Origin of the sequence: Pontibacter oryzae (assembly GCF_003576375.1) — a bacterium.
Classification (GTDB): Bacteria; Bacteroidota; Bacteroidia; order Cytophagales; family Hymenobacteraceae; genus Pontibacter; species Pontibacter oryzae.
In genome coordinates this window covers 150,604-176,806 of sequence record NZ_QWGE01000007.1, presented here as the reverse complement: position 1 = coordinate 176,806, position 26,203 = coordinate 150,604, and the positions used below count along the sequence as shown (strand labels likewise).

Annotated in this window: 26 protein-coding genes and 1 tRNA gene; 10 read left to right on the top strand and 17 right to left on the bottom strand. The window is 49.1% G+C overall.

The genetic code is table 11. The features are described from left to right. Positions 1–74: 74 nt before the first annotated feature. The 7 genes from D1627_RS18175 to purL form a co-directional block, all read right to left on the bottom strand. Complete coding sequence (locus D1627_RS18175) at positions 75–749, bottom strand: GAF domain-containing protein (protein WP_119433704.1); 675 nt, start codon at positions 747–749, stop codon at positions 75–77. Between the two features lie 186 nt (positions 750–935). Beyond that, entirely contained in the window at positions 936–2,201 is a 1,266-nt protein-coding gene (locus D1627_RS18170) for an MFS transporter (protein ID WP_119433703.1), read from the bottom strand. A gap of 133 nt (positions 2,202–2,334) precedes the next feature. Further along, positions 2,335–2,898, bottom strand: a complete 564-nt coding sequence (gene pth / locus D1627_RS18165) for an aminoacyl-tRNA hydrolase (RefSeq protein ID WP_119433721.1) — start codon at positions 2,896–2,898, stop codon at positions 2,335–2,337. Between the two features lie 273 nt (positions 2,899–3,171). After that, complete coding sequence (locus D1627_RS18160; protein ID WP_119433702.1) at positions 3,172–3,756, bottom strand: 50S ribosomal protein L25/general stress protein Ctc; 585 nt, start codon at positions 3,754–3,756, stop codon at positions 3,172–3,174. 120 nt (positions 3,757–3,876) lie between these two features. Continuing rightward, positions 3,877–4,806 carry a ribose-phosphate pyrophosphokinase gene (locus D1627_RS18155; RefSeq protein ID WP_119433701.1) on the bottom strand — a complete coding sequence of 310 codons (930 nt, stop codon included), beginning with the start codon at positions 4,804–4,806 and terminating at the stop codon, positions 3,877–3,879. Positions 4,807–4,976: 170 nt separating this feature from the next. After that, a tRNA-Gln gene (locus tag D1627_RS18150) sits at positions 4,977–5,049 on the bottom strand. 107 nt (positions 5,050–5,156) lie between these two features. After that, positions 5,157–7,379 (bottom strand): phosphoribosylformylglycinamidine synthase subunit PurL, encoded by a 2,223-nt coding sequence (gene purL, locus D1627_RS18145; RefSeq protein ID WP_394342591.1) that lies wholly within the window; start codon positions 7,377–7,379, stop codon positions 5,157–5,159. 237 nt (positions 7,380–7,616) lie between these two features. Here purL and D1627_RS18140 point away from each other — a divergent pair, with 237 nt between their 5' ends. The 3 genes from D1627_RS18140 (at position 7,617) to atpC (ending at position 10,084) form a co-directional block, all read left to right on the top strand. After that, positions 7,617–7,850, top strand: coding sequence for a hypothetical protein (locus D1627_RS18140; RefSeq protein ID WP_147383370.1), 234 nt, complete (start codon positions 7,617–7,619; stop codon positions 7,848–7,850). A gap of 388 nt (positions 7,851–8,238) precedes the next feature. Continuing rightward, entirely contained in the window at positions 8,239–9,750 is a 1,512-nt protein-coding gene (gene atpD, locus D1627_RS18135; protein ID WP_119433698.1) for a F0F1 ATP synthase subunit beta, read from the top strand. Positions 9,751–9,838: 88 nt separating this feature from the next. Next, on the top strand, positions 9,839–10,084 hold the full coding sequence (gene atpC, locus D1627_RS18130; RefSeq protein WP_119433697.1) for an ATP synthase F1 subunit epsilon: 246 nt from the start codon (positions 9,839–9,841) through the stop codon (positions 10,082–10,084). Positions 10,085–10,258: 174 nt separating this feature from the next. On the opposite strand, the gene D1627_RS18125 is transcribed toward atpC, so the two are convergent. Both D1627_RS18125 and D1627_RS18120 read right to left on the bottom strand, forming a co-directional pair. Then, positions 10,259–10,639, bottom strand: a complete 381-nt coding sequence (locus D1627_RS18125) for a VOC family protein (RefSeq protein ID WP_119433696.1) — start codon at positions 10,637–10,639, stop codon at positions 10,259–10,261. A 253-nt stretch (positions 10,640–10,892) separates the two neighbouring features. Beyond that, positions 10,893–11,615, bottom strand: a complete 723-nt coding sequence (locus D1627_RS18120; RefSeq protein WP_119433695.1) for a tetratricopeptide repeat protein — start codon at positions 11,613–11,615, stop codon at positions 10,893–10,895. Positions 11,616–11,782: 167 nt separating this feature from the next. Between D1627_RS18120 and D1627_RS18115 the strand changes: the two genes are divergently transcribed. After that, positions 11,783–12,913 carry a trans-sulfuration enzyme family protein gene (locus tag D1627_RS18115; RefSeq protein WP_119433694.1) on the top strand — a complete coding sequence of 377 codons (1,131 nt, stop codon included), beginning with the start codon at positions 11,783–11,785 and terminating at the stop codon, positions 12,911–12,913. A 219-nt stretch (positions 12,914–13,132) separates the two neighbouring features. Here D1627_RS18115 and D1627_RS18110 read toward each other — a convergent pair whose 3' ends face one another. Further along, a complete protein-coding gene (locus D1627_RS18110; RefSeq protein WP_317125223.1) occupies positions 13,133–14,263 on the bottom strand; it encodes a DegT/DnrJ/EryC1/StrS family aminotransferase in 1,131 nt (376 codons plus the stop codon). Positions 14,264–14,507: 244 nt separating this feature from the next. On the opposite strand from D1627_RS18110, the gene ispE reads away from it, so the two are divergent. Continuing rightward, positions 14,508–15,317 carry a 4-(cytidine 5'-diphospho)-2-C-methyl-D-erythritol kinase gene (gene ispE / locus D1627_RS18105; protein WP_119433692.1) on the top strand — a complete coding sequence of 270 codons (810 nt, stop codon included), beginning with the start codon at positions 14,508–14,510 and terminating at the stop codon, positions 15,315–15,317. On the opposite strand, the gene D1627_RS18100 is transcribed toward ispE, so the two are convergent. From D1627_RS18100 to tgt, 3 genes are all read right to left on the bottom strand, one after another. Next, positions 15,273–16,214 (bottom strand): DMT family transporter, encoded by a 942-nt coding sequence (locus D1627_RS18100; protein ID WP_119433691.1) that lies wholly within the window; start codon positions 16,212–16,214, stop codon positions 15,273–15,275. The genes ispE and D1627_RS18100 overlap by 45 nt on opposite strands. Next, positions 16,215–17,291, bottom strand: a complete 1,077-nt coding sequence (locus tag D1627_RS18095; protein ID WP_119433690.1) for an LptF/LptG family permease — start codon at positions 17,289–17,291, stop codon at positions 16,215–16,217. Positions 17,292–17,384: 93 nt separating this feature from the next. Then, positions 17,385–18,515 carry a tRNA guanosine(34) transglycosylase Tgt gene (gene tgt, locus D1627_RS18090; RefSeq protein ID WP_119433689.1) on the bottom strand — a complete coding sequence of 377 codons (1,131 nt, stop codon included), beginning with the start codon at positions 18,513–18,515 and terminating at the stop codon, positions 17,385–17,387. 269 nt (positions 18,516–18,784) lie between these two features. On the opposite strand from tgt, the gene D1627_RS18085 reads away from it, so the two are divergent. From D1627_RS18085 to rsmG, 4 genes are all read left to right on the top strand, one after another. After that, positions 18,785–19,888, top strand: coding sequence for a glycosyltransferase (locus tag D1627_RS18085; protein WP_119433688.1), 1,104 nt, complete (start codon positions 18,785–18,787; stop codon positions 19,886–19,888). Continuing rightward, complete coding sequence (locus tag D1627_RS18080) at positions 19,879–20,487, top strand: RNA polymerase sigma factor (RefSeq protein WP_025609480.1); 609 nt, start codon at positions 19,879–19,881, stop codon at positions 20,485–20,487. Before D1627_RS18085 ends, D1627_RS18080 begins: the two co-directional genes overlap by 10 nt. Positions 20,488–20,707: 220 nt before the next feature. After that, positions 20,708–20,926: a hypothetical protein gene (locus D1627_RS18075; RefSeq protein ID WP_119433687.1), complete on the top strand. Its 219-nt coding sequence runs from the start codon at positions 20,708–20,710 to the stop codon at positions 20,924–20,926. Positions 20,927–20,966: 40 nt separating this feature from the next. Beyond that, positions 20,967–21,599, top strand: a complete 633-nt coding sequence (gene rsmG, locus D1627_RS18070; RefSeq protein ID WP_119433686.1) for a 16S rRNA (guanine(527)-N(7))-methyltransferase RsmG — start codon at positions 20,967–20,969, stop codon at positions 21,597–21,599. A gap of 147 nt (positions 21,600–21,746) precedes the next feature. Here the strand turns inward: rsmG and D1627_RS18065 are convergent, their stop codons facing one another. Then, positions 21,747–22,700: a YheT family hydrolase gene (locus D1627_RS18065; protein WP_119433685.1), complete on the bottom strand. Its 954-nt coding sequence runs from the start codon at positions 22,698–22,700 to the stop codon at positions 21,747–21,749. A 140-nt stretch (positions 22,701–22,840) separates the two neighbouring features. Between D1627_RS18065 and D1627_RS18060 the strand changes: the two genes are divergently transcribed. Further along, positions 22,841–23,260: a hypothetical protein gene (locus D1627_RS18060; RefSeq protein WP_119433684.1), complete on the top strand. Its 420-nt coding sequence runs from the start codon at positions 22,841–22,843 to the stop codon at positions 23,258–23,260. A 67-nt stretch (positions 23,261–23,327) separates the two neighbouring features. On the opposite strand, the gene D1627_RS18055 is transcribed toward D1627_RS18060, so the two are convergent. Genes D1627_RS18055 through D1627_RS18045 form a run of 3 tightly spaced genes read right to left on the bottom strand, consistent with a single transcriptional unit; the run spans position 23,328 to position 26,183 of the window. Beyond that, a complete protein-coding gene (locus D1627_RS18055) occupies positions 23,328–24,329 on the bottom strand; it encodes a hypothetical protein (RefSeq protein WP_119433683.1) in 1,002 nt (333 codons plus the stop codon). Positions 24,330–24,333: 4 nt separating this feature from the next. Beyond that, positions 24,334–25,407, bottom strand: coding sequence for a cytochrome-c peroxidase (locus D1627_RS18050; protein WP_119433682.1), 1,074 nt, complete (start codon positions 25,405–25,407; stop codon positions 24,334–24,336). Continuing rightward, entirely contained in the window at positions 25,407–26,183 is a 777-nt protein-coding gene (locus D1627_RS18045) for an MbnP family protein (RefSeq protein ID WP_119433681.1), read from the bottom strand. The genes D1627_RS18050 and D1627_RS18045 overlap by 1 nt, the downstream gene beginning before the upstream one ends. Positions 26,184–26,203 lie beyond the last annotated feature (20 nt).

Here is a 26,203-nt window from a genome sequence, read left to right as displayed (position 1 = left end):
AAACAGAAAGCGCAGGCTGCCTAAATCATTCTAGGCAGCCTGCGCTTTCTGTTTTGTATCAGTAAGAGGTTACTTTAGAGATACTGTTGCTTTTGGCTGTGCAAGTGGTCATTAATATGAGAAACTATCTCGCGTGAAGCTTCTGCAATCTTGCTAATACCCTCTTTCCGCTCGGTGATTGGAATGCCAGCAATCTCTATCACTGTGTCCTGCAAATGTGAGCGCGTGGCTTCCAGTAACTGATTAACCTCTTTTGCCGATTTTCGGGCTGCTAACCTGAGCTCAATCTCATCCATAGCAATGCCAGCCAGTTCTTTGAGGGTTTCCTGCTGCGACTCGGTAAGGTAGCGTTGTTTATTATCAATGATAGCAAATGTGCCAATGTTAAAGCCATCTATAGTTTTAAGTGGCACAGCCGCGTAGAAACGTAACCCAAACTCTGATACCACTAAAGGGTTGGTTAAGGTGCGTGGGTCTTCAATAGCATTTTCTACAATATAGATATCGTCCGATAAAATGGCTGTTGTACATAAACCCGGGTCTGTACCAATTTCTCTAACATCCAGGCCGTAATGCGATTTAAACCAGATCCTGTCCGTATCCACTAAACTGACGACAGCAATCGGCATGTTAAACACTTTAGCAGCCAAACGAGTCAACCTGTCCCAGCTACCATCTTCCGGTGTGTCAAGAATATCATAGCGTTTCAGCGCTTTTATTCTTTCGTCTTCGTTATATTCTACATTCATAGTGTTATTCGTTAATCTGTGGGTGAGTATGCAAGCATCATTCCAGTACTGCTTAGATAGTATAAGGGATGCGCTTAATTAAGTGAAAATAAGGAAATATACAGTAATTACATAAGTATAGCCTAACTAAGTTGATTTGAGGTTAGGGCAAGCAATCTGGTTTGATGTAAGCTGCGCTGATACGGTTTACCCAATCACTATTCCCTTTGCTTCGGAAGCCGCCATAGATAGTTTGCTAGTATGATCCCCCTCCATGTGCTGCACCACAAAGTATAGACCCACCGCAGTTGTCACGGATAGCCCGCCTACAAACCACCAAAGCGTTGCAAAGCCATAGGTGGCTGCCAGCGTGGTACCCAAGTATGGCGCCACCACATGCGCCGCGGCGTAGGAGATAGTATAAAGGCCCATATAAGCCCCACGGTTAGCAGGGCCTGAGCGTTCTACGGTGATGGTGGCCATAAACGGCATTGCCAGAATCTCAGCAATGCTTAGCAGCAGCATGGCAAGGTAAAGAATGCCTGCATGTTGGGTAAGGTTGAGCAGCACAAACGAAAAGCCCAGCACCAGCACGCCACCCGCAATCAGCCATGACTTTCGGAATCTCTCGCCAATCAGGTAAACCACTATCATCTCCAGCATAAAAACGATTAGCCCGTTTAAGCCTAGCAGTATGCCGATTCTAGTCTCAGATAATGTATAAACCTGGCGGTAATAGAGTGGCAACGTAACAAACAGCTGAAAAAAGATGATGGCAAAGCAGCAGCAAAGTATGGCGAAAAGTATAAAACAGCCGTCGCGGTAGGGGGAGCGGAGCTTGGCTGTAGGCTTTTCTGTAGTGTTCTGGGTTTGCTGCGGTTGGTGGCCCTGGCGGTTCCGGAAGTAGAAATAGAAAAACAGGCCCGCTAGGATGCAGGTGGTACCATCAGCAATAAAAAGCCACTTATAAGAAACCGCCGCCAGCAAACCGCCAATGGCCGGGCCAATAGAAAAGCCCAGATTAATAGCCATGCGGTTGAGTGAGAAAGCGCGCGTTACGTTCTCGGGGCGGGCGTAAGAGGCTATGGACGATGCATTGGCTGGCCGCAGTGTATCGTTTACGAGGCTAAGTATAAACACGCCAAAAGCCAGTGAGACAAACTCCTGCAGGCTCAGTAGCACAAAGTATAAACTGCCGCCAAGCGTAAGGCTGAGCAGCTGCACCTTAAAATGACCGACCTTATCGGTGAGCCAGCCGCCCAGAAACGAGCCGCACACCGAGCCCAGGCCGTACATGCTCAGAATCAAACCGACCTCCTTTAAAGTATAGCCAAGCACCTCGGTCAGGTACACGCTCAGGAAAGGTGTAACCATGGCGCCGCTGCGGTTTATCAGCATCACCACCGACATCATCCAGGCTGGGCGGGAGAGGCCTCCGAAGGCGTTGCGGTAAAGTAGAGCGATTCTTTTCATGGGCGAGGCTAAGCAGTGGCGTATCAGCAAAAGTATACTTTCGGGGCAAGATTGGCGAGTGAAATCTAAAAGAAAAAGTCCCCGCCCAAGATTTACCTGAGCGGGGAATTTTTTATACTTCGGCTGGGGCTTTCTACTTAGTATTAAACTGGTTCATGGTACGCTCCAGCCCAATCGTGCCGAAGGAGATAACAGCGTCTGCGGCTTTTTCTATAAGCGTTTGGAGCTCGGGTTGCTCGTCTTCGCTGAACTTGCTGAGCACGAAGTCCACTTGCTTGCCTTTGCTAAAGCTGTCGCCAACTCCGAAGCGCAGGCGTGGGTAATTGTTATGCCCCAGCGTTTGCTCGATGTGCTTCAGGCCGTTGTGCCCGCCGGCGCTGCCTTTGGCGCGTATGCGCAGCTTGCCGAAAGGTATGGCAATGTCGTCGGTGATCACCAGCATTTGGTCGGCGGTAAGTTTCAGGCTGTTTAGCCAGTGGCCCACGGCCTTGCCGCTCAGGTTCATGTAAGTGGTAGGCTTTACCAGCACAAAGGTGCGGCCCTTGGATTTGATCTCCGTCACAAAGGAGTGGCGCCCGGTGTCAAAATTGCCATCATACTTTTTGGCCAGGTAATCCAGTACCATAAAGCCGATGTTGTGCCGCGTGTCAGCATACTCAGGGCCGATGTTACCTAGGCCCACTATCAGGTATTTCATACGTGTATCTTCGGTAGCGGCAGCCCCGGCAGGGGAGGGGCCGAGCCACTTTTTTATTTTTTCTAAGATGCTAGACATTAGACGCTAGGTGTAAGACATTTTATGCATGGAGTATAGTTATAGAATTACTCACCATTTCGCCTAATTTAACATCTTGGGGATGATATTTAAAATTTAGCGCCTAGTATCAATAAATCAACGTTTAAAAGAAAAAATCCTGCCCCGCTTTGGAGCAGGACAGGATTAATTTTTATTCTGAGCTGTGGCTCAAAATTACTTTTTGCCACGAGCTTCTTCAGCCTGCGCGCTCTTAAGGGCACGAGGAATAGTTACTGTAGCTACCGGAGCGCTCGGGTTAGTCAAGATCTCAAAGTTATCAGCTTTAATCTTAGATACTTTGATTGACTTACCAAGTTCCAGGTCAGAGATGTCAACCTCTACAAAGTCTGGCAGGTTAGCAGGAAGCGCCTTCAGCTTGATAGTGCGTAGCTTCGTTACTAGTTTACCACCGGCGATCACACCTGGTGAGTTACCTACAAACTTAACAGGAACATCTACCTTCACGGCCTTGTTCTCGTTCAGCTCCAGGAAGTCAACGTGCAGCAGCATGTCGTTTACCGGGTGATACTGTGCATCCTGCAGGATAGCACGGTAGTGCGTACCTTCGATGTTCAGGTCAACCTCGTGTACTTCCGGCGTGTAAATCAGTTCGCGGAACAGGATAGCTGGAGCATAGAAGTGCACTTGCTCTCCACCGCCGTACAGTACGCCTGGTACAAAAGATTCGTTGCGAAGTTCTTTCGACTTCTGCTTGCCGAGATTTGCTCTTTTAAACCCTATAATCTCTAACGTTTGCATAATAGTGTGTTGTTAAAATATATATCGCTACAAAAGTATAGCCTGGTTAAATTGCCAATTGTTAAATGGTTGACTGTTGCTCATTTAGTGTAAAAACAATTAACAATCATCAACTAACAATTAGATAAACAGCGAGCTTATCGACTCGTGGGTAACCACGTTGTTAATGGCTCTGGCAAAAAGGTCTGCAAAAGACAGCACCTTAATTTTTGAACTTTGGTGTTTCAGCGGAATCGTGTCTGAAACAATCAGTTCTTCAAGCACTGAATTCTCGATGCGCTCATAGGCCGGGCCCGAAAGCACCGGGTGCGTGGCAATGGCTCGCACGGTTTTAGCGCCTTTCTCTTTCAGGAGCGCCGCTGCTTTGGTAATCGTACCGGCAGTATCTACCATGTCATCGACCAATACCACATCCATACCTTCCACATCACCGATCACCTGCATCGAGGCAATCTCGTTAGCCCGTTTGCGGTGTTTGTCGCAAACAACCATTTCGGCGCCAAAGTTCTTTGCAAATGATCTTGTTCTTACCACACCCCCTACGTCCGGCGATGCGAAGATAAGATCGGCGCCCAAGTTCAGGTTGCGCAGGTAAGGCACAAAGATAGCTGAGCCATCTAGATGGTCTACCGGTATATCAAAGAAGCCCTGGATCTGGCCTGCATGCAGGTCGCAAGTCATCAGGCGGTCAGCGCCACAAGACTGTATAGCATTAGCTACTACCTTAGAGCCAATCGCAACACGCGGCTTGTCTTTCCGGTCCTGGCGGGCATAGCCATAGTATGGCATCACCACAATTACCTTATGTGCCGAGGCGCGCTTGGCGGCATCCACCAGCAGCATCAGTTCCATCAGGTTATCGGCAGGCGGAAACGTAGAGAGTACAATAAACACCTCTGCGCCACGCACTGACTCGTTGTAGTGTACGCCTATCTCACCGTCGCTAAAGCGGGAGATAGTAAGGTCGCCGAGTTTAGTGCCGTAAGAGGCAGCTATTTTCTCAGCCAGGTAACGGGATTCTGAACCAGAGAAGATTTTAACGTGTGGCATAATGGTGCTAAAAACTAAGTAACGGTTGTTTTAGGTTTAGTTGACTATGCCCGCAAAGCTACCAAAATTCCTGATGGTAGGCATCAAATATTTCTGATTTTTAAATAGTTACGTTACCCGTAAGCATAAAAAAAAGAACAACACTCGTTAGAGTGTTGTTCTTTTTAAAGTTGTCCGACCAGGGCTCGAACCTGGACTCTTCTGAACCAAAATCAGACGTGTTGCCAGTTACACCATCGGACAATCTCCGCATCGATTTTCGAACTGTCGTTCTGTTATCGTTTGGTGATGCAAAGATAGAGAGACGAATTTAAACTGCAAACAATTGTCTCAAAATTTTTAATAAATTTTTAGTCTAAAATCTGCTCCAGCGCCGTGTCATAGTGCTTTTTGGCGACAGTTATGCCTCCGAAAAGCTCTCCGTCGATATGGCAATCGTGGCCTGTTACAGAACCTAATTTAGTGAAATTCACGCCTTTATTTTGCAAAGCTTTCTCAAAATCGGCTTGCTTATCGGGGGCAACAGAAACTACTACGCGGCTCTGGCTCTCGCCAAATAAAAATGCGTCTTTTCTGAAGTTTTTATCCGTCTCGATATCGAAGCCGAGTTCTTTCGGCATGGCAGACTCCAGCAACGCGATGTATAAACCACCATCGGCCACGTCGTGCGCCGAGTTTATAAGCTTCTGCTCGATCACCTCTTTCACGGCGGCCTGTAGCTTCAGTTCCTCATCCATGTTAAAGTATGGCGCAGGCGTCAGCTTGATTTTGTGGTACGAGTAAACATACTCCGAAGAGGCGATGTCATTCTGCGCATCACCCATCATGTATATCGCATCGCCGGCGTTCTGGAAAGCCAGCGTCATTTTGTTGTCTTTGTTCTCCAGGATGCCCAGCATACCGATGGTTGGGGTAGGGAATACCGGACCCTCGTCTGATGACTGGTTGTAGAAGCTCACGTTACCGCCAGTAACCGGCGTTCCGAAGGCTTCGCAGGCTTTGCCCATACCTTTAATAGCGCCCACAAAGTGCCAGTATACTTCCGGCACATACGGGTTGCCGAAGTTAAGGCAGTTAGTGATGGCCACTGGCTCGGCACCGGAGCATACTATATTACGGGCAGCCTCGGCTACAGCAATTGCCGTTCCCTCTTCCGGGTCGGAGTACACGTAGCGGCTGTTGCAATCCACGGTTACAGCGATAGACTTGTTCGTGCCTTTTACCTTAACTAAAGCCGCATCAGATGGTGCGTTTGTCGTCATGGTGGCCGTGCCTACCATAGAATCGTACTGGCGGTATACCCAGCGCTTAGAGGCGATGTTGGGGTGCGTGGTCAGGAATTCGGCTACGGCCTGGTAATCGGTTGGCTCTTCTACCTGGTCGATGCTGAATTTCTTGGCTTCCTGGTAGTATGCAGGCTCGCGGTACTCGCGGTGGTATACTGGCGCGCCTCCACCCAGTACTAAATCATCAGCAGGTACTTCAGCTACCAACTCGCCATCCTGATAGTAGCGCAGCTGGCCGCCTTCGGTTACCACACCAATTTGCTCGCAGTATAAATCCCATTTGTTGCAGATATCGATGATGCTTTGCTCATGGCCTTTTTCCATCACAATCAGCATACGCTCCTGGCTTTCCGAAAGAAGGATCTCGAAAGGCAGCATATTCTTCTGGCGCGTAGGTACCTTGTCCAACCAGATATCCATGCCGTGCTCGCCTTTGGCGCTCATCTCAGACGTGGAGCAGGTAATACCGGCGGCCCCCATATCCTGCATCCCGATTACGTGGCCTGTCTGGATAATTTCCAGCGTAGCCTCCAGTAAAAGCTTCTCCTGGAAAGGGTCGCCTACTTGTACCGATGGCAGGTCGTTCACGGAGTCCTCGGTGATGTCTTTTGATGCGAAAGCCGCGCCATGTATACCATCCTTGCCGGTAGCAGAACCCACGATGAATACCGGGTTGCCAACGCCATAGGACGTGGCGGAAGCTGTTTCGCCTACCTTCACGATGCCCGCCGAGAAGGCATTTACCAATGGGTTTATATTATAGCATTCGTCAAAAAACAGCTCGCCACCAACGGTAGGGATACCAAAGGCATTGCCGTAATCGCCGATGCCTTTCACCACACCGCGTAAGAGGCGCTGCGTTTTCTCAGATTTTGGGTTGCCGAAACGAAGCGAGTTTAGCTGCGCAATCGGGCGGGCACCCATTGTAAAAATATCTCTGTTTATGCCGCCCACGCCAGTAGCTGCGCCCTGGTAAGGCTCAATGGCAGAAGGGTGGTTATGGGATTCGATCTTGAAACTGCAAGCATAGCCATCGCCGATATCTACCAGGCCAGCGTTCTCTTCGCCGGCTTTGGCCAGCATGCGTGGCGAGTCTTTTGGCAGGGTTTTAAGCCAAACAATAGAGTTTTTGTAAGAGCAGTGCTCCGACCACATAACTGAGAAGATGCTGAGCTCAGTGAAGTTTGGCGTACGCCCTAAGATTTGTTTGATGCGTTCAAATTCCTCTTCCAGAAGGCCTAGCTTCTGGGCTGTTTCTACGGTTGTGAGTTGATGTTCCACGTTTATCTGGCTTATTGTAACGGATTAACAAAAGTAAGAACTTATACTTTAAGACCACAGCAGAACTTAATGCTTTTTAATGAGATGGGGCAGAGCGAGGTGTTTGCTGGCAAAGTTTGTACTACGCGGGCAAAGATTTGCAACCTTCTCAGCATTTTACAAGCAAGTGTTTTTTTGTGGATTAAAAGTGTCACCTCGTGCAGCTTTATGCGTAAAGAACATCCAATCACTTAACTTACCTAAATGCAATCTATGACCATTGTTAACCCCGACCTGGTAGTAACTACCTGTGGCCGCGAGCTAGACCTGAGCACAACAGAGTTGGTAATTGAGCGCGCAAACAGCCTCTTTAGTTACAACATCCATAAGCTTAGCACAGGTGAGTACGTGATCGTGGAGAAATTCTTCGCCAACCCCTTCAATAACCGCTATATCCTGCTCAACGACGAGCAGATTGAGGTGCTTAAAAACCTCTAATAATACTTTTAACGGCAAAACATTACCCAACGAACAGCAGCGCAGCAAATGCGATTCCTTTCTTTTTCTGGGCTGTAACAAGGGCTGACACTGGTTTAGTAGTCTGTAGGGGCTTACTATATAGTATTAGTTTGAGCCGGAAGCAAGGCAGCCATTCCTGAAAATTACCAAAGTATAAACGGGTGCCTAGGTGGCACAGGTGCGCATAGGCCGGCGGTAGCTATAGTATAAATCTGTTGTGCGGGGAGTGCTGCCTTCTGCCAGTGCACCAGGTATAAACAGATGGGGCAAAACTTTTTAGAGCCCGGCATGGTTTTAAGAGATTTATCCATTAGTTTTGCACCCTGAAATAACTCCGTTATACTAGTTAATCAATATAAAAAGTCAAATGGCAAATATTGGCAGAATAACCCAAGTTATCGGTCCTGTAGTGGACGTTAGCTTTGCGGGTGAAAACTCTAAGCTACCAAATATTTTGGATGCCCTTCAAGTGACGAAAGACAACGGCCAGGTAGTAGTACTGGAAGTGCAGAATCACTTGGGCGAGGACCGTGTACGTACCATTGCGATGGACTCTACCGAAGGTCTTACCCGTGGAGCTGAAGTTATTGACTTGGAAGGTCCAATCAAAATGCCGACAGGCGAAGGCATCAAAGGCCGTCTTTTCAACGTAATCGGCGAAGCCATTGACGGTATCCCACAGCCTGTGAGCACTGGTGGTCTGCCAATTCACAGATCTGCCCCTCGTTTCGAGGACCTTGCCACTTCTTCTGAAGTACTGTTTACAGGTATCAAGGTAATTGACCTGATTGAGCCATACTCTAAAGGTGGTAAAATCGGATTGTTCGGTGGTGCCGGTGTAGGTAAAACCGTACTGATCCAGGAACTGATCAACAACATTGCGAAAGCGCACGGTGGTCTTTCTGTATTTGCCGGTGTAGGCGAGCGTACCCGTGAGGGTAACGACTTGCTTCGTGAGATGATCGAGGCTGGTATCGTACGTTACGGTGCTGAGTTCTTAGAATCTCTGGAGCACGGCGGATGGGATCTATCTAAAGTAGACCTGGAAGAACTGAAGGAGTCTAAAGCGACCTTCGTATTCGGACAGATGAACGAGCCTCCTGGGGCGCGTGCACGTGTGGCCCTTTCTGGTCTTACTATGGCGGAGTACTACCGCGATGGCGAGCCAGGCTCTAGCGACGCTGGCCGTGACATCCTGTTCTTCGTGGATAACATTTTCCGCTTTACGCAGGCGGGTTCAGAGGTGTCAGCACTTCTTGGCCGTATGCCATCTGCGGTAGGTTACCAGCCAACGCTGGCTACTGAAATGGGTGCCATGCAGGAGCGAATCACATCTACTAAGCGTGGTTCCATTACATCGGTACAGGCCGTTTACGTACCTGCGGATGACTTGACTGACCCAGCTCCGGCAACAACATTTGCCCACTTGGATGCAACTACTGTACTTTCCCGTAAGATCTCTGAGCTTGGTATCTACCCAGCGGTAGACCCTCTAGATTCTACATCTCGTATCCTGACGCCAGATGTAGTAGGCGAAGAGCACTACAACACAGCGCAGCGCGTGAAGGAGATTTTGCAGCGTTACAAAGAACTTCAGGATATCATCGCCATCCTTGGTATGGACGAGCTATCTGATGAAGATAAGCAGGTTGTACACAGAGCGCGCCGTGTGCAGCGTTTCCTGTCTCAGCCATTCCACGTAGCCGAGCAATTTACAGGCCTGAAAGGTGTACTTGTTGATATCAAGGACACTATCAGAGGTTTCAACGAGATCATGGACGGCAAGTATGACCACCTTCCGGAATCAGCATTTAACTTGGTAGGAACCATTGAAGACGCTGTTGCCAAAGGTGAGAAAATGATGGCCGAAGCAAAATAGGTTAAACAAGTCCTGAGTTCTGAGTTCTGAGTCTCGAGTTGTTCGGGGTAACTCATGACTCAGAACTCGAGACTCAGAACTCATAGAAATGTATTTAGAGATAATCACACCTGATAAAAAGGTTTATGCCGGTGAGGTAGAGGCCGCTCAGTTCCCGGGAGCCAACGGTTCTTTTGAGGTACTGGACCTGCACGCTCCACTCATCAGCACCCTCGATAAAGGCGATATCCGTATCACTACCAACAAAGGGCAAGAGTTCTTTACCGTGGACGGTGGTGTGGTAGAAGTGCTAAATAACAAAATCATCGTGCTCGCGGAGTCGGTGACAGCGTAACAGCCTTTTCTAAAGTATAAACAGCAAGGCCTCCTGTTCTTCGTGAGCAGGAGGCCTTGCTGTTTATTTATATCAACGATTGTTGCATAATATGGGCAAAGCGTTGCTGCAGCCTAAATTATGAACTATGTTGGGTATTAGCGATTTTGCTTTTTGTTAGCGAGCAAATTATGTTTATCGGTGTTGGTCAAAGAGTATTGTATTTCCGTCCGGGTCCGTAACCATAAAGCTTGCCGGGCCTGAGGCACTTTCATCCACCTCTGGATTTATTGTCAAACCGTTGGCTTTTAAATGTCGTTGAATTTCTCTTATATCATCAAAGGTTTCTAAGTTATTAGCATTCTCGTCCCACCCAGGGTTAAAAGTCAGGATATTGCCTTTGAACATACCTTGAAACAGCCCAATCAACGTATTCTCATTTTTCATGATCAGATAATTCTGTTCTAAGCTACCTGCAAAGGTTGTAAAGCCAAGTTTCTCATAAAACGCTTTCGAAACATGAATGTCCTTGACACTGAGGCTTACCGAAAATGCCCCTAATTTTAAATTATCCATACGTTATTATTTGAGTTTATTGCTGATTGTTGCGTAGCGGTTGTGTTTTGAGATGAAGGGAATTTAATAAAATCCATTCCAAAATGATACAAGCGGCCTAGCGATTTCTAATGTTGCCTCTTTCATTTTGACAACTTTGATTCTTTTGCTAGCCATGCTGTTGTTTTGGAAGTACGAGCTACAAGCTCGCACTAGCGGAGGAGCAAGGCGTAGTCACAGCTTTTCACATGTTCTTTGTTAGCGGAAGGAGTTCTTATTTACAGTACTGTTTCATAAAAGCCTTAATCTGAGTTACACCAAGCTCAAGGCTCTTTTGCCAATCTTTACAAGCTCCATCCATGTCTTGCAACTCCACTTTAGCGGCTCCCCTATTTTGATAGGCAAGAGCATAATCTGATTTTAACTCAATGGCTTTATCAAAAGCTTCTATTGCTTTCTTGAATTTTCCTTTTTCAAGATTGGCTCTTCCAATGCCATAAAATGCTTTTTCAGATTTAGGGTTTATTTGTGCCATACTCTCAAACTCCATTATAGCTGAATCCAGCTTACTCTCCTGAAGATACCCATATCCTATATTTTCAAATAGGCGAATGTCTGCAGGTCTTAATCCTTTTCCTTGGTTAAAGTATTTTCTCGCTTTTTCAAAATTGCCCATACTATTGTATGCGACACCAATATTCCAGATTGCTTCATAATCAACTTGTGATGTAGGATCAAAAGACACTACAATCATCTTCTGACAATCATCTATTACACCTTGATAATCTTTCAGTTTATACTTTATCTGACTTCTTAATAACAAAGCTCTTTTCTCTTCAGGATATTTTTCAAGAACAATGTTGATAGTCCTGAGCTGTTCTTCAAGCTTTTGTCTGTCCGCCTTTGAGATCGCATTATTAGCGCCATCACTTACACTTTGAGCACTACAAATGCAAAAAGTAAAAAGCGAGAGAGTTATGAGTAAAAGCTGCTTCATTCTGTTTTTATTATTACCGCTAACTTGCGGCTAGACGGAAAATTATTCGCCTTATCTGCACTATGTGCAGAGTTAGTAAAGTAATAAAATAAGAGTACCACTTTCCCTACTCCTTTACAATATAACAATTCCTGCTTACTTTTAGCCATACTAATACCCTCCTTACCATGCCAAACATCCACCCGAAAACTACACCGATTTACCAGACCTCAGTGTTTGCCTTTGAAGACCTGAATGCCCTGGAGTTATACTTTGAACAGCCAGGCCAAAGCTATATGTACACGCGCTACGGCAACCCGAATACCGATGAGCTGGCGCAGGAGGTTAATAAACTGGAGCAGGGCGCGGGAGCGGTGGTAACGTCTTCGGGTATGTCGGCGATACTGGCGGCGGTGCTGGCGGTTTGCAAGGCCGGCGACCATGTGCTGTGTGCGGAGGAGATCTATGGCGGCTCGTCTACCTTGCTTTCGCAGGAGCTGACGCGCATTGGCATTGATGTGAGTTTCGTGCCTCCGGCAGATATGTATACCCTGAGTGCCTACGTGCAGCCAACCACACGCCTTTTGCTGGCCGAAACCATGAGCAACCCGCTGCTGCAGGTACTGGATATTGCCAAAGTAGCCCAGGAAACACAGCGGCAAGGTATAAAACTGGTCATCGATAATACGTTTGCCACACCTATACTTACCAAACCGCTTCACCTGGGCGCAGACTTGGTTATTCATAGTGTAACAAAATACCTGTCGGGGCACAGCGATGTAACGGCGGGCGTGGTAGTGTGCAAAGCAGCCGAAGACCTGCAGCGGGTGCAGCGCGTTATGATGGTATACGGCCTAAACCTTAGCCCTTTTGAAGGCTGGCTGGCCGCCCGTGGCCTGAAAACCTTGCGCCTTCGCATGAAGCAGCATAGCAATAATGCGCTGGCTGTTGCCCGCTTCCTGCAGCAGCACCCTGCTGTGGAGCAAGTATGGTACCCGGGGCTGGAGGAGCATCCGCAGCACATGCTGGCTAAAGCACAGGGGCAGGGGCTGTTTGGCGGTATGCTCAGCTTCCGGATCAAAGACAATGCGGAAGCCGTAAACCGCTTTATGCAGGCGCTGCCAAGTATACCTTTCGCGCCATCGCTGGCTGGTGTGAATACGTCTATCTCTTACCCGCTGGGCACCTCGCACCGCGCCCTTACACCGGAACAACAACAGAAAATGGGTATTACAGCAGGCGTTATCCGCTTCTCTACTGGCATAGAGGAACCCGAAGAAATTATCGCTGAACTGGAAACGGCTCTGGCTGCGGTTTAGGTTGCAGCTATACTTACACGCCCTGCCATACTTTCTTGTGGCCTGTAAGTAGACAAGCTTCAGGCTGAGAAAGTATAAGTATTGATTTCTGATGATGATCGCAAACTGGAAGCTTGCTGGCATGCTAGGCCACGAGTTGAAAACTACGAGAGATTAGCGATTGGTTTTATACTTAGGTGCTGGCTAGAACGGTTGGGGAAAATGTAAAAGAGGCCTTCGCTATACTTCCAGCAGGCGTTTGAGGTGCTTTGCTACTTTGTCTAGGTCTTCGTCGGTGAGGCTGCTGCTGCTGGGGAGGCAGAGCCCACGCTCAAATAGTTTTCCGCTTAGGTTGTTGCCTTCGTAAGGGTGATGCTGGAACAGCGGTTGCAGGTGCATCGGTTTCCAGAGGTGGCGCGTTTCTATGTTTTCCTCTTCCAGGGCCAGGCGTATACTTTCGGGTGTGTGTGGCTCCGGCAAAAGCACAGTTGTAAGCCAGCGGTTAGCAAAGCAGGCTTTCGGCTCAGCTACAAACTCAAGTTCCTCAATGTGGCCCAGCTGGTTTTTGTAAAACGTATAAATTTCGCGGTGCTGCTTGATGCGTTTCTCCAGCACCTCCATTTGTCCGCGGCCAATGCCGGCACTTACGTTGCTCATGCGGTAGTTATAGCCCATCTGCGAGTGCTGCTCGTAAGGGGCAGGCTCTGTGGCTTGCGTTGCCAGAAATGCGGCATGCTCAGCTAGCTGCGCATCTTCGGTAATAATGGCACCTCCGCCAGATGTGGTAATTATCTTGTTGCCGTTAAATGAGAACACGCCCAGGCGCCCAAAGGTACCTACCTGGTGCCCGCTGTACCGTGAGCCCAAAGCCTCTGCCGCATCCTCCACGACGGGTATCCCAAACTCATGGGCCACGGCCATCAGCTCCTTCATTTTGGCAGGCATCCCGTAGAGATGCACCAGCACGATGGCGGCCGGGCGCTTGCCAAGTTTCAGGCGGTTGGCAATGGCTTTGTGCAGCGTATCTGGGCACATGTTCCACGTGTCAGGCTCGCTCTCTACAAAAACAGGCGTGGCGCCCAGGTATAAAATAGGGTTGGCAGTGGCTACGTAGGTAAAGGTGGAGCAGAGCACTTCGTCGCCGGGTTTTACGCCCAACACCCGCAGCGCCAAATGCAGGGCGGCAGTGCCGGAGTTTAGTGCCACGGCATGGCGCGCGTTGGTGTGCTGGCAAATGTCGTGCTCAAAGCCGGGCAGGTTAGGGCCTGCGGTGGTTACCCAATTATCCTCGAGTGCTTTCTGGACATAGTTTTTCTCATGCCCGCCCATGTGCGGTGCTGAAAGCGGAATACGGCCTGGCCTATACATCATAATCTTAGTATTTAAGCTGGTTTGCCGGTAAAGTAGCCTGAGTTGCCAATGCTGTTACTACGCTACGCACGTTTATTTAGCTGCCTTTCCTATGCGGGAGTATTGCAGTGCTATGCTTTAATTTACAAGTTTAGGTGATACTACTCCAACTTATTGCCGTAGATTTTTAGAAAGCGGCGCGCCAGGAGAAATCTTTTCGGCGCATTTTTATAGATTGCAGCCTCTAAACAGCACCTTTCAGACAATGCTCGATTTCCCTAACGCAAAGATTAACCTGGGCCTGTACATTACCGAGAAACGCCCCGATGGCTTCCATAACCTTCAGTCGTGCTTTTACCCGGTGCGCTGGTGCGATGCCCTGGAGATTTTGCCTGCGGAGAAAGAGCAGTTCGACATAACCGGACTGCCCGTGCCGGGCAAACCTGAAACGAACCTATGTTTGAAAGCTTATAAACTGCTGAAGCAAGACTACCAACTACCGCCTGTGCACCTGCATCTGCACAAGGTTATCCCGATGGGAGCGGGGCTGGGTGGAGGCTCTGCCGATGCGGCCTTTACGCTACGGATGCTCAATAAGCTGTTTGAGTTGAACCTAAGCAATGATGCGCTGGAGAATTACGCCCGCCAGTTGGGCTCCGACTGCGCTTTTTTCGTGCGCAACCAGCCAGTTATAGCTACAGAGCGCGGCGATGTGTTTACACCCGTTAACCTTAACCTAAGCGGCTATTCTTGTGTCATCGTGTACCCGGGCATCCATATCACCACTGCCGAAGCCTATGGAAGTATAAAACCTGAGATGCCTAACTGCGACATGCACATGCTGCTAAAGCAGGAGATAAAGGTATGGCGCGATGTACTAAAAAATGATTTTGAAGAGGCGCTTTTTCCGAAATATCCGGAGTTGCCGCAGGTGAAGGAAAAGTTGTACGAGGCCGGCGCAGCCTACGCCTCCATGACGGGCTCAGGCTCGGCGGTATACGGGCTGTTTGCCGGCGAAGCTCCCGATAACCTAGTCTTCCCGGACCACTACGCTATCTGGAAAGGGCTGCTTTAGCCTTTTCCGGCGCCTGTCAAAAGCATCCAGCACCGGGTAAATAAACACGCTCAGCAGGATAACCGCGGCCCCCACATAAAACCCGGACGACATCTGCTCATCTTCGTTAAAAATGATCCAGGCTAGGATAATGCCATAAAGCGGCTCCAGATTCACGGTCAGGTTCACGGTATAGGCGGATATGCGCTGCATCAGGCGCACAGAAGCCGTGTAAGCGTACACCGTGCAAGCCAGCGAAAGTATGAGCAGGTATACCCAATCCATGGTGCTGAGGCTGAAGTTTAATGTGCCGCCCGTGGCAAAGTATGACGTATACACCGGGAAGAAAATAAGCGTGCCCAGGCAGGCACCGGCCATCTCGTAAACGGTAATCGTGGTGGATGGGACCTTCTTTACAAAGTTGGCATTGATGATCGTGAAAATAGAACCAAGCAATGCCGCCCCTATCGCCATACTTATCCCTAGCACACTGTCGAAACTGGTTTCGTGCTGGAAGATGATGTATAGGCCCATGATAACCAGCATGGCCAGAAATATCTCGTGCGGCTTTACTTTCCCTTTGTTGAAGAGAGGATCCAGAAAGGCAGTCCAGAGGCTGCAGGTAGCCAAGCCAACCAAACAGATAGATACCGAAGAAACGCGCGCGGCTGCAAAAAACAAAATCCAGTGCCCGGCAATCACGAAGCCCACCGCCAGCATTTTAAGCGCCATGCTGCGGCCCATCCAAAAGGGAGTACCGCGCTTGTAAACTACTGCGCCTAGGGCAAGGGCAGCAATAAGCGTACGCAACGTAACCAGCTCTACTGCCGGTATCGAAATAAGTTTGCCTAGAATGGCGGTAAAGCCCCACAGAAAAATGATGAAGTGGAGCTCTACAAAATCTTTAAGACGTGGCATTTAGCGCGGAACGTAACGGTACAACAAAAAGCCTATACCTGTAAATACGATTGTCGGGATCCAGGCGGCAATTTGGGGTGCAATATCGCCAACCTGTGCTAAACTGCGGCTGGTAATCACGAAAATAATGAAGATGAATGCCAGGAAGAAGCCGAGCGCAATCTGGAAACCCACACCGCCACGCGCCTTTCGAGCACTCACTATCACGCCGATAACGGTAAGTATAACAATGGCAAACGGGTAGCTGAAGCGCTCATACTTCTCGATAAGGTATATCTCAATATCGTCGGCGCCCCGGTTGATTTTCTCATTTATAAAATCGTTGAGTTGCGTGAGGGTAAGGGTTTGCTCCAACTTGTAGGTGCTCTCGAAGTCTTTGGGCCGCAGGTTCAGCGTGGTATCCAGGTTCTCGCCTTTATAGATGGTTTCGTTTTCGCCATCGAATGTGCGCAGGGTATACCTGTCGATGTGCCATTTCTCTTTCTCGGCGTTCCAGGTAATGCTGTTGGTGCTTAGCTTGCGGGTGAGCTTGGTACTGTCTATGGTTTCCAGGGCAAAGTTGTAGCCTACGTGCGCCGTGTTGTTGTAGCTCTCCATGTACACATAGGTTTCAGGGCCTATTTTGATGTGTATGTTACGGCTGTCGTAGGTAAAAGGGCTCTTAATGTACTTTACTTGGAAGGCCACGCTCTTTTTGTTAGCGTTCGGGATCACCCAACCGATCAGCACAAAAATAGTTGCCCCGATCAAAGAGGCCCCCATAATGTATGGCACCAGAAACCGCCGGAAGCTCACGCCACTGCTCAGCACGGCAATGATCTCAGTATGCGAGGCAAGCTTGGCCGTCACAAACACCGTGGCGATAAACACGGTGATCGGGCTCAGCATGTTGGCCCAGAACGGAATCAGGTTGAGGTAATAGTCGAAGATGATCTCCGTAATGCTTGGGTTAGTCTTGATGAAGTCATCGTTCTTCTCCGTGAAGTCAATCACTAGAATAACGGCCACCAGGATCAGTACCGTAAATACATACGTCGTCAGGAACTTCTTTAATATATACTTATCGAGGAGCTTCAACTTGAGTTATAAAGTTAGAAGGTTAAAAAGTTAGAAAGTGAGCGAGCCAGAAAGAACAACTTTTTAACTTTCTAACGCTCTAACTTTCTAACTCTACAGTCTTGTCATCAGTTTCTTTACCATCACATCTTTCCAGTCGCGGAAAGTTCCGTTCAGGATATGCTGGCGGGCTTGCTTTACCAGCCACAGGTAAAATGTAAGGTTGTGCACGCTGGCGATCTGGCCGGCCAGGTACTCGGTGCTGTGGATGAGGTGGCGCAAATAAGCCTTGCTGTAAAAGGTGCTTACATAGCCGCCCAGTTCCGCATCTATCGGGCTGAAATCATCGGCCCACTTTTTATTTCTGATATTGATAACGCCCTGCGTGGTAAACAGCATGCCGTTGCGGGCGTTGCGCGTCGGCAGCACGCAGTCAAACATATCCACGCCCAAGGCAATGTTCTCCAAAATGTTAGCAGGCGTGCCAACCCCCATCAGATAACGTGGTTTGTCCTTGGGCAGTATGTCGCAAACCACCTCAGTCATTTCATACATCATCTCGGCAGGCTCGCCTACTGATAAGCCACCAATAGCGTTGCCCTCGCGGCCAAAGCTGGCAATGGTCTCTGCGGATTGTATGCGCAAGTCTTTATAAGTGCTGCCCTGCACAATCGGGAACAGTGTTTGATTATAGCCATACTTTGGCTCGGTGCTGTCGAAGCGGTCTACGCAGCGCTGCAGCCAGCGGTGCGTGCGCTCCATAGACTGGCGGGCATACCCGTAGTCGCAAGGGTAGGGCGTGCACTCGTCAAAGGCCATGATAATGTCGGCGCCGATAGTGCGCTGCGTGTCCATCACGTTTTCCGGGGTAAAGTTCAGCGTAGAACCATCAATATGCGATTTAAACTTTACGCCTTCCTCCTTGATTTTGCGCGTGCCGGCCAGCGAGAACACTTGGTAGCCGCCGCTATCGGTAAGTATGGGGCGGTCCCAGCCGTTGAATTTATGCAGTCCGCCGGCTTTCTCCAGCACGTCGAGGCCGGGGCGCAGGTATAAATGGTAGGTGTTGCCAAGTATGATCTCGGCTTTGATATCTTCTTTGAGCTCACGCTGATGCACGGCCTTTACGGTGCCTGCCGTGCCTACGGGCATAAAAATAGGCGTTTCGATGGTTCCGTGGTCGGTTTGCACCACACCGGCGCGCGCTTTGGATTGAGCGTCTGTTGCTACGAGGTTAAATTGCATGGTTGTATGGTTGCCGGCGCATCATCTTGCAAAAACAACATCAAATGCCGGCCTGCCCCAAGGGCTTCTATTTCTTTTAGTTCCGAAAAATTAACTAACCGGCAAAGATACAAACTCCACCTGCACAAACCATAGCCAACTTTAAAATTAGGACTTGCTTCCTAAATGGCTATACTTTACCTAATTTTGAGAAGGTGATGTGCCCTGGCCACGGTGACGGCAAAGCAGGCGCCTTGCAATTTAACAATCCAACAAGCAATTAATTAAAATTGGTTACAGTTCTGCTCCTCGGGGCACTGGCGCTTTGCGTGCTGGTGCAGGTATACTTTTCGCTATTCAGATTTTTGCCCTTATCCAAGTACGAGGACCCCGCGCCCGATGTGCAGCGGCCCGTGTCAGTGATTGTGGTGGCCCATGACGAGATGGATAACCTGATAGAACTGTTGCCGCAGCTGCTGGACCAGGAGTACTCCGAGTTTGAGGTGCTGCTGGTAAACGATCGCTCCGAAGACGATACTGAGTTTTATACTTACGAGCTGGAGCGCCAGTTCCCGAACTTTAAGGTAGTAACGGTTAAAAAAACGCCGGATTACCTTAACCCCAAAAAATATGCGCTGGCCCTGGGCATACGCGCGGCCAGGTATGAGCATATGCTTTTTACCGATGCCGACTGCCGCCCATACAGCAAGCACTGGATTAGCAGGATGCAGGCAGGTTACGCAAACGGTGCCGAAGTAGTACTTGGCTACTCTCCGTATGCACAATTAAAAGGATTTTTAAATCACCTTATCCGGTATGAAACCTTGCTGACCGGAATCCAGTATTTGTCTCAAGCAAACGCAGGTCGTGCCTATATGGGGGTAGGCCGAAACTTATCTTACACTAAAGCGTGTTTCTTTAAGAACAAGGGGTTTGCATCGCATATCAAATTAATGGGCGGCGACGATGATCTTTTTGTGCGCGATGCCGCCAACAATAGTAATGTTAGTCTTGTTATCGACAAGGAGGCACAGACAGTAAGCATTCCCAAAAGGACGTTTCGGGAGTGGATAATTCAGAAGCGTAGACATTTGTCGGTTGGGGGGCGGTATAGAGCGACGGATAAGCGAAGGATAGGAGCTTTTATAGCATCAAATATACTTTTTTACATACTTTCCTTTATTCTTCTTGTTCTAAATAGCCATTTCGCTATATTAGGAGCGCTTGTAGGCGTTCGCTACCTCACGGTCTTCCCGGTGTATCTGGCGGCCGCCCGCAGACTCGATGATAGGATATCCTTGTTGCTGTTGCCTGTGTTAGATGTGGTTTACTTTGTAAATTACCTGTTCCTTGGGATATCTGTGTTACTGTATAAACAATTCAGATGGAAGTAAATAAACAATTTTCTGCGAAAGCAAAGCATGACTTCAAGCTTATTCAGGCTGCTGTAGAAGAAAACGATGAGAAGGCCTACGCCGAGCTCATGAGCATCTATAAAAAGCCTGTATACCATGTGGTGCTGAAGATGGTGCGCAACGCTGACGACGCCGAAGACCTGACGATAGAGGCTTTCGCGAAAGCCTTCAAAAACCTGCATAAGTTTAACCCGGAGTACGCCTTCAGTACCTGGCTGTTCCGTATCGCCACGAACAACTGCATCGACTTTATCCGCAAGAACCGGATTAAGACCATGTCTATCGACTCGGCCATCAAGATTGATAACGGCGATGAGATCACGATCGATTTTAAGGATAAGAACCTGAACCCGCAGGAGGAGGCGATTAAAAACCAGAAGATCGAGATTATGCAGTACGTGGTGGCCAAGCTGCCCGAGAAATACCAGCGCCTGGTTACGCTGCGTTACTTTAATGAGCTGAGCTATGAGGAGATCGCCACGGAACTGAACGCACCGCTAGGCACTGTAAAGGCCCAACTGCACCGCGCCCGCGAGCTGCTTTATGACATGGTGAAGAACAAAAAGCACTTAATTTAACGTTGAATGGTTAATTGTTACATCAGCAAGAGTGCTTTAAGATAGCATTGAATTAAGGTTAATATATTTGATTACGTTTAAAGCCCCTGTTGCCTGTTTGGTAGCAGGGGCTTTATAATTTACCGCTATATCCCGTAGTTATTTTATACTTTTGCAGCATTATAGACGCAAGTAGCAAGACACAGGACACAAGATTTATACTTGTAGAGTATAAAAAGACATGCCAAAAGTAGCTGATACTATACTTGAAGGAATTGGGAGGCAGTACTTGCATTTGCGATTACGCAGCCAAGAACGAGTAGAACGAGAACTACAGGTAAAGTATGAAGGACGCTACAGAAATGCGGCGATTGTGCTGTTGGCTGATATTTTTATGGCGCTAGCCGTTGTGGCTTTTGTGGTGATAATAGCAGCCGCCTTATACTTTGTTGTGTCTTAATTGCCCATTCATAATTCGTAATTCTTCATTTGTAATTAATATGACCGCTATCCGCACCTTACTTTCCGGTTACTTCCCTGAGCTTACTGAGGACCAGTTGCAGAAATTTGAGCACATGGGCGAACTCTACAAAGAATGGAACCAGAAGATAAACGTGATCTCACGCAAGGATATGGATATGCTGGGCGTGCACCACATTCTGCACTCGCTGGGCATAGCCAAGGTGGTTAACTTCCCGGACCATACCTCGGTGATGGATGTAGGCACTGGCGGCGGACTGCCGGGCTTGCCGCTGGCGGTTATGTTTCCGGAGGTGAAGTTTCACCTGGTGGATTCTATTGGCAAGAAGATACACGTGGTAAACGAGATAGCCCGCGAATTACATTTACACAACGTATCGGCAAGCCATACCCGTGCCGAGCAGGTGCGCGATAAGTATGATTTTGTGGTAAGCCGCGCCGTAACCCGCTTAGCCAACTTCTGGCCCTGGGTAATGAACAGCTTCAAGAAAACCGGCTTGGAGACCGAAGGCTTATACTACCTGAAAGGCGGCGACCTGCAGGAAGAACTGGCAGAGTCGGGCCTCATCGCCCAAACTTACGACCTGAAGGATTATTTTAACGAAGAGTTTTTCGATACCAAAAAGGTGGTTTACGTGCCCCTGAAAAAGTAGGGCCGGTTGAGCCATTTCGGAGATATTGCTTATCTAGCGCAGGGCAATGGGAGTATGCATTAGCGAGAGTAGTTTATGCAAACAGAATCTGAGCCAAGAAACTTACATGGCAGCATACGCTCGATGAACCTTCAGGAAGCAGCAACGTTACTTTTCCTCCAGCAAAAAACGCAAGGCGCGCTCTTCGGAGTAATAGCGGTTGTTTCTAAAGTCCTCGGCAAAGCCCACATGGCCGCCTTCCTCAGGCATTTCTAAGTATAGGTTAGGGTTCTGTTTGGCTTCCGCGATCGGGTAGCACTCCTCAGAAAGGAAAGGATCGTTCTTGGCGTTTACCAGCAACGTCGGGATGCGAATATCGGCAAGAAACTGCTTGGAACTGACGCGGGCATAATAATCTTCGGCGTCTTTAAAGCCGTGCAGCGGCGCAGTATACCTGTCATCAAACTCTGGAAACGACCAAAATAAGCTATAGTTTGTCAGATCAACCTCGTCGGGGTACATCTGCCGCTTTTGTTCCAGCTTCTGGCCCAAAGACTTTAAAAACCGCTGCGTGTATACCCTTGAAATTTTCTGGGCAGAGCCTTTCAGATCTACTGGGGTGGAAAAAACTGCTGCACGTGTTACCTGTTCAGGTACTTGGCTTGGGGCCTCGCCTAGGTATTTAAGGGTAATGTTTCCGCCTGCGCTAAAGCCAATAAGGTAAATTGTTTTGTAAGCATATGCCTTGAGTGCATGCTGGATAACCAGATCCAGGTCGTCGGATGCGCCGAGGTGGTAGGAGCGGAGCAGCTTGTTTGGTTCGCCGCTGCAACTGCGGTAATTCCAGGCCATCGCGTCCACGCCTTCAGCATTAAACACTTTCACCATGCCCGTAATGTATGGCCGGCCCGTGTCGCCCTCTAGCCCATGCGAAAGTACAACCAAGGCATCAGAACCAACCCTAGACCAATCCAGGTCAATAAAATCCTCATCAGGGGTAACGAGGCGTTCCCGCTCGTAAATTACTCCAGCCACTTGCCTAAATAGCCCGGGAATAATGGTTTGCAAATGGCCGTTGAACAGGTAAAAAGGTGCTTTATGCTTTGATGGTATTAATGGCATGTTGATGGTCGCTAAAAACTTTCACATCCATATATTAAATACGCTAAAAACGCGAATTTAATTTAATTTAAGCAGTTAATATATCTATATTTTGTTTCTGCCCGTATGGAAAATAACAATACAAAATTAAGAACATAACTATGGAAATTATATCAAAGTTTAAAACAGTAGGTATGGCGCTTGCCATCGGTTCGTTTATGTTTGCCTGTAGCCAGGAAACCCAAAACGAGACAAACGAGGAAGTAAATGAGGCGCAAGCCGAAATGAGCGAGGCTAACATGGAAGCCAAAAGCTCTTACAATGAGTTTGCAACCTGGGTAAATACCAGCACAGAGCGTGCCGAGAACGTGACTGCCGACGAGTACCGCGAGATGCGTGCCGAATATAAGCGCCGCGAAGCCGAACTTGAGGCAGAAGCATCTGATTGGGATGATGAAACCCGCCAGGAGTGGGAAGAAACCAAGGCTGAATGGAATCAGTTCGAGAACAAAGTTCAGGAGCGCCTAGGAAAAATTGATGATATTGACGTAGACGTTGATGTTAAAAGAGAGAAAAACTAAGCTTTCTAGCTGATACAAGTATAAAAGCCGCTGTGGATTCCCGCAGCGGCTTTTCTTGTTTTTAGCCCTAGATGTTCATAAAAACGCCCACCTGGAAACGGCCCGCATTACCGATTTGGTTGCCGTTTAAATACTGGTTGAGCGGCTGGAAATAGCTGCCCGAAAGGGTAAACTTTTTCAGCGCCACATCCATGCCGGCCTGGCCGAAAAGTGCATTACCTCCGGTTTGAACAGCTTTCAAGCCATCCTGCGCCGATCTTTTAGCGGACTCATAGTATAAACCCAACCGTGGTATTAGCTGCACCGAGCCTTTGCGCGCCACATAAAACGCCGAGGCCGTATAGTTAAACTGATCCCCGAAACGATAGCCGTTGCTGCCCTCGCTCATCCATTGCTGGCTTATGCTTTGGTCCAAACCGATCTGCTCGTTCAGCAGCAAGGTGTAGCCTAACTTTAACAAGTAAGAAAAAGCGCTTGTGCCAGGCTGCAGGTCGGGGTCATACTTTTCTTCTGCATTTATTTTTTTATTGTGCACACCGGTTGGCAGTTTTATGCCCAGGCCAGGCCGCAAAATGTGCTTTACCTGGCCTGTGCTAAAGTTATGCAAATACTCCGTGGTGAGCAGCAGGTCGCCGGGGCCGCCTACGGTAAAGGTGGTGTCCTTGATGGGTTGCGGCAAATGGAAAACCTCTGCATAGTATACCGTGTTCCTCCGGATGGGCAGCACCGCCTGCAAGTTTAGCTTGGGCAATATCCGGAAGTTGGCCCGTATCTCCCAGGTTTCGTAGCGCTCGTAATCATCCTGATGCTCTGCTACCTGGTATACTTCGCTTTGGTCGGGCACGTGCTGCACGCCGGTAGTGCCCTCGGTGGCCAGCATACTTTGCGTGCCGAAAAAACTATGGCTTTGGTTGAGGTGGCTGTAGCCGTTAAACACACTCTGCCGGTAAAAAACACCGATGTAGCTTTTAGAGTCGATGGGGTTAAACTCGTAAAGGTTGCAAATGTCGCAGGCCTGCGCAGCTCCCGCGTAGAGGAGGGGCAGCAGCAACAGTATAAACTTCTTCATGTAGTTAAAAAGGGTTGGTAAAGGCTTGGTTGTGCACAAAGTCCTCGTCTGTTAAGGTGTTGAGAAACAAAATGATCTTCTCTTTTTCTTCTTTGGTGATAGGTATGCCCAGCTGCCCGTTTGGCTGTTTCAGCTCGGGGGCCAGCGAGGGCGAAGACACAACGCCTGTGCGGTAATGCTCTACCACCTCATCCAGGGTGGCAAAGCGACCATCGTGCATGTAGGGTGCCGTAAGGGCGATGTTACGGAGGGTAGGCGTTTTATACTTGCCGATGTCCTGCTGCTGCCGCGTTATACGCCCGCGCCCAAAGGCCAGCTCCTCAAACTCCGCCGAGAACGCTGCGTCTAAGCCATTGTTATGGTACGCCTGGTCGGTGAAGAAATCAGAAGTATGGCAGGAGGCGCAATGCTGCTTAAACAAGGCCAAACCCTGCAACTCCGGCCCGGACAGCTGCCCGCCGGCTTCTTGGCGCACATACTTATCATACCTGGAGTTGGCCGAGATGAGCGTGCGCTGAAACTGGGCCAGCGCACGCGCTATGCGTGCCGAGGTAATGGAGTCGGAGCCGAAAGCAAGCCGGAACAATCCTGGGTACTTGGGGTGCTGCTGCAACTCGCTGGCTAGCGCCTTCAAATCCTGGCCCATCTCGTCGGGGTGCGTTATCGGCCCAAACACCAGCGACTCTATGTCCTTGGCACCGCCATCCCAAAACAAGCCATCCATCCAGGCCAGGTTTAGCAGGGCAGGGGCATGTCTTTTCAGCGGGTTGCCGGTTACGCCAGCCACACTCAGGGCCGTTCCATCCGAGAAGGCTTTGCCCTGCTGGTGGCAGCTGGCGCAGCTAACCTGGTTGTTAACTGACAGGATAGGGTCGTAGAACAGCATGCGGCCAAGCTCCACGCCCTCCACGGTAAACGGGTTGCGCTCCGGGTAAGGCACGGCACTGGCCAAGTTAGCGGGCACCGCCGGGCTGAAGCGCCTGGTTTGTGGGGCAGGCGCTTCAGAGGCAGGCTCGTCGCAGGCTGTAAGCAGCAGGCTAAGTCCAAGTATCGCTATGTATCGCAGCGGGCAGGGCATTACTCCATTTTCATACTATGGGCGTGATGCACGGTAAACATACTTGCGTAGTTGTCTGCCACCTGGGTAGCCACCTCAGCCGTCGCAGACCCCGACATCACTGTTTTATACTGAAGTATGTTTACTTGGTTAAACAGCTTGCTTAGTTCCGCCACCAGCATCACTTCGCTGGTTGTGCGCTTCTCTACCTCAATGGCGGTAGGCAAAGCCAACGTAACAGTGCGGTAGTTGGCATCGGTACCGATGTGGTAAGTTATGCTTTCCCAGGCATCTGTTTGAGGGTCCAGTGCTTGCCCTTCGGCCACAATAAACTTATAGCCGGTGTTCCAGCTCCAAGCCATCCCCGATGTTGTTTTCAAGTCGCCGGCGGCTAGGTCAAGGCTGTGGTTTACGGCTTGGTCCACGCCAACCGAAAAGGTAACCGATGTATACTTGCCAGCCGGGATGTTGGTCAGCTCTACCTTGCTGCGCTCAGCAGCCGAAGTTTTCTCGAGTACATAATAGCTCTCCGGTACCTTATACTTGCTGCCGTCTGCGGCGGTAAGCTCCACATTGCTGATGATGTAGCGCAGCTGCGTGAACTTAAACTTCGTGCCGCTGCTGGTGTTGTACTCGTTGTCAAGCTGCAGTGCCTGGCTATTGTACTGGTTATGCACGTCGAGGGTGATGCTTCCAGGTTCCTGTACCCCGGGCGTGCCGTCATCATTGCAGGATGTGGTGAAGAGGGCAAGCGGAAGAAGTATAGCGTAAAGTATGATTTTGTGTAAGGATTTCATCTGATAAAAATTAATTAGGC